At 69.8% G+C, this 3,862-nt stretch carries 5 protein-coding genes; all 5 read left to right on the forward strand.

Going from position 1 to position 3,862, the window contains the following annotated elements:
• A partial coding sequence (locus AC1D15_RS21185; RefSeq protein ID WP_477827520.1) for a response regulator occupies positions 1-210 on the forward strand: 210 nt, incomplete at its 5' end.
• A 108-nt stretch (positions 211-318) separates the two neighbouring features.
• A complete protein-coding gene (locus AC1D15_RS21190; protein WP_477827521.1) occupies positions 319-897 on the forward strand; it encodes a heme NO-binding domain-containing protein in 579 nt (192 codons plus the stop codon).
• A complete protein-coding gene (locus tag AC1D15_RS21195; protein WP_477827522.1) occupies positions 897-2,570 on the forward strand; it encodes an ATP-binding protein in 1,674 nt (557 codons plus the stop codon). The genes AC1D15_RS21190 and AC1D15_RS21195 overlap by 1 nt, the downstream gene beginning before the upstream one ends.
• A 2-nt stretch (positions 2,571-2,572) precedes the next feature.
• Positions 2,573-3,340, forward strand: a complete 768-nt coding sequence (locus tag AC1D15_RS21200) for a class I SAM-dependent methyltransferase (protein ID WP_477827523.1) — start codon at positions 2,573-2,575, stop codon at positions 3,338-3,340.
• 26 nt (positions 3,341-3,366) lie between these two features.
• On the forward strand, positions 3,367-3,862 hold a 496-nt coding region (locus AC1D15_RS21205), incomplete at its 3' end, for an iron-containing redox enzyme family protein (protein ID WP_477827524.1).

The raw sequence follows: 3,862 nt of genomic DNA on the forward strand, positions 1-3,862 counted from the left end.
GGCCTGCAGCTGCTGCGCGCCATTCGCGAGAGCGAACACGGCCGCGGCTGCCTGGTGATCGTGCTCACCTCCCACGGCGAGGAATCGATACGCGAGCAGGTGCTCGCCGACGGTGCCGACCACTGCCTGCACAAGTCGACCGAGTTCGAGCGCCTGCTGCAGATCGTGCCGGAGTTCGCGCGCTCGCATGCCGCAACCCGTCAGGCGTAGTCAATCTGCCGACAGCTGCACCGGAAATCTGCCGACTGGCGCGGCCCGGCGGCCGCGTGCACAGTCGCTGCCTGAAATGTTCCATCCCGGAGAGATGAAGGAAGCTCCATGTACGGTCTTGTCAACCAGGCGGTCGAGGATTTCGTCAGGCGCGGCTTCGGCGATGCGGCCTGGCAGCGCATCCGCGAGGGCGCCGGCGTCAGCCACGAGATGTTCGTCTCGATGGACGGCTACCCGGACGAGGTGACGTACAAGCTCGTCGGCGCCGCGTCGGAGGTGCTGAAGCTGGACGCGGCGCAGATCCTCGAATCGTTCGGCGAGCACTGGGTGCTGTACACCGCGCAGGAGGGCTATGGCGAGATGCTCTCGATGTTCGGCGCGAGCCTCGAGGAATTCCTGGGCAACCTCGACAACATGCACAGCCACGTCGGCCTGACCTTCCCGGACCTGCGGCCGCCTTCGTTCCAGCTGGAGCGCGTGGACGGCGGGCGCGGGCTGCTGCTGCACTACCGCAGCGAGCGCATGGGCCTGGCACCGATGGTGATCGGCCTGCTGAAGGGCCTGGGGCGGCGTTTCGACGAGAACGTCGTCGTGCGCCAGACCGCCCACCGCGGCCTCGACGACCACGACGTATTCCGCATCGACCGCATCGGCCCGGTTGCCGCGGGCGCATCGCCGCAGCAGTGATGGGCGCTGCGGCCATCACGCTGTCCCCGCACGAGTTCGCGGCGGCATTTCCGTTCCACATCGCGCTCGACGACCAGCTTCGCGTGCTGCAGACCGGTGCCGTGCTGCGCCGCCTGTGCCCGCAGCTGACCGAGGGGGCGGCGTTCGGCGAGCACTTCGAGGTCCATCGCCCGGTGCTGCAGAGCCTGAGCTTCGACGCCGTGCTGCCGCTGCGGCAGTCGCTGTTCGTGCTGCGCCACCGGCAGGGGCCGCTGCAATTGCGCGGCGAGATCGTCGTCCAGGGGCGCGTGCTGTTCTTCCTCGGCTCGCCGTGGGTCACGCAGATGACCGACATCGCGCGGATCGGCCTGTCGCTCAGCGACTTCGCGGTGCACGATCCGGCGGCCGACCTGCTGCTGCTGCTGCAGACGAAGAACAAGGCGCTGGCCGATGCGCAGGAGCTGTCGCGGCGGCTGAAGGCGCAGAAGGACGACCTGAAGCTCGCGATGCTGGCGACCGAGGTGGCCGAGCAGGCCAACCGGACCAAGAGCGAGTTCCTGGCGATGATGAGCCACGAGATCAGGACGCCGCTGAACGGCGTGCTGGGCATGCTCGATCACCTGCTGGCCGGCGAGCTGTCGGCGCCCCAGCACGGCTGCGCCGCCATGGCCGCGAAGAGCGGGAAATCGCTGCTGGGCATCCTCGACGACATCCTCGACTTCTCGAAGGTCGAGGCCGGCAAGCTCGAGCTCGAGAGCATCGACTTCAAGCTGCGGCGCACGGTCGGCGATGCCGTCGAGCTGCTGGCCTTCCAGGCCGGCGAGAAATCGCTCGAGGTGGACATCGACATCGCGCCCGGCGTGCCCGACGACCTGCTGGGCGATCCGGCCCGCATCCGGCAGGTGCTGGTCAACTACCTCGGCAATGCCATCAAGTTCTCGGGCGCGGGGCGGATCACGGTGCGCGCCCGGCTGATCGGCGAAACCGGCACGCAGGCGACGATCCGGTTCGAGGTCGAGGACCGCGGCATCGGCATCGACCCTGCCAAGCAGGCCGGCCTGTTCGAGCCGTTCACGCAGGTCGACGCCTCCACCACGCGCAAGTACCGGGGCACCGGCCTGGGCCTGGCGATCAGCAAGAAGCTGACCGCGCTGATGGGCGGCGAGGTCGGCGTGCGCAGCGAGGTCGGCCGCGGCAGCACCTTCTGGTTCAGCGTGTGCCTGCCGAAGGGCGAGCAGCCCGCGCAGGCGCAGGCGCAGCCGGAGAGCGCGCCGGTCGGTTTCCACGGGCGCGTGCTCGTCTGCGAGGACGAGCCCGTCAACCAGCTGGTCGCGCAGTTGCACCTCACCGCGCTCGGCTGCACCGTCGACGTGGTCGACAACGGCGCCGCGGCCGTCGAGGCGGCCGCGCGCACCCCCTATGACCTGGTGATGCTGGACATGTGCCTGCCGGACATGGACGGGCTCGACATCTGCCGCGCCATCCGCGCCCAGGCCGGCGGCCGCACGCGCGTGCCGATCGTCATCTGGACCGCCAGCATGCTGGGGGCCGACCACGCGCGTGCCGCCGAGGCCGGTGCCGACGCGATGCTCGGCAAGCCCTTCGAGCCGCTCGCCCTCAGGCAGACGCTGTTCAGGTTCCTGGCCGTGCGCGATGCGCATCAGGCTCCCGCCACCGCAACCGAGGACTTTTGACGATGACGATGCCCCTGCCCACCGAGGCCCGCGCGTTGTACGACCAGACCGCGGCCAACTGGTCCCGACGCCAGCCCAGCTCCCTCTCCGACTACACCGCCCGGCCGCAGGTGATGGCGCTGTGCGAGCCGCTGGCCGGCAAGGACGTGCTCGACCTCGGCTGCGGCGAGGGCTATTGCAGCCGCATGCTGAGCGGGTACGGCGCCCRCGTGCTGGGGCTCGATGTCTCGGAACGCATGATCGCGCTGGCGCGCGAGGCCGAGCGCGCCGAGCCGCTGGGCATCCGCTACGACACCGCCGACGCGGTCGCGGTGGCGCTGGACGAGGCCAGCTTCGACCTGGTGGTCGCGGTGTTCCTCTTCAACTACCTCGACGTGGCGCAGATGCAGCGCACGATGGCCAACGTGCACCGCATGCTGCGCCCGGGCGGCCACTTCGTGTTCGCGGTGCCGCACCCGGCGTTCGCGTTCATGCGCCGCGATCCGGCGCCGCCGTTCCATTTCGACATCGGCAGCGCCGGCTACTTCGGCGGCCGCAACAGCCGGTTCGGCGGGCGCATCTGGAAACGCGACGGCACGGCGCTCGATGTGCAGCTGGTGCACAAGACGCTGGGGGACTACTTCGACGGCCTGCGGCTGGCGGGCTTCTCCGCGATGCCGGGCGTGACCGAGCTGACGGTCACGCGCGAGATGGTCGCGCTGGACGAGGCCTTCTTCGGCCCGCTGTTCGATCTTCCGCTGCACCTGGCCGTCAAGGTCGCCCGTTCCTGAGTTGTTTTTCTTCCGAGGACAACCCCATGAAATCACTGCAATCCGAACTCGTCACGCTCTGCGCCGATGCCCCGGCGCGCTTCCGGCAGGTGGCACAGGGGCACCCGTTGTGGCGTCATGCGTTCGTCGAGCGCTGCCGCACCGGAGCGCTGACGCTGGCCCAGGTGCGGGTGCTGGGCGCGCAGATGTACAAGTTCTGCCACCAGTTCCCGCGCTTCCTCGCGCTCGCGCTGGCCGCCTGCCCGCAGGAGGACGCGCGCATCGTGATCGCCGAGAACCTGTGGGAGGAACTGGGCGAGGGCGATCCGCAATGCGCGCATGCCGCGCTGTTCCGGCAGTTCACGCGGGCGCTCGGGCTCGACGATGCCCAGCTGGCGGCGGTGCCGGCGCAGCCCGAGACCGCGGCGCTGGTCGACACCTACGTCGGCCTGAGCGAGCGCTACGGCGTGCTCGGCATCCTGGGCGCGCTGTGCTATGCCTCGGAGGGCATCGTGGGCGCGCTGTACACGCAGATCCAGCGCG

It is taken from the genome of Rhizobacter sp. P2_H2 (assembly GCF_056403375.1).

Bases quoted from the DNA above. Each gene is read 5' to 3' on its own strand.
- AC1D15_RS21195 (WP_477827522.1), top strand. From the start codon at position 897: ATGGGCGCTGCGGCCATCACGCTGTCCCCGCACGAGTTCGCGGCGGCA.
- AC1D15_RS21190 (WP_477827521.1), top strand. From the start codon at position 319: ATGTACGGTCTTGTCAACCAGGCGGTCGAGGATTTCGTCAGGCGCGGC.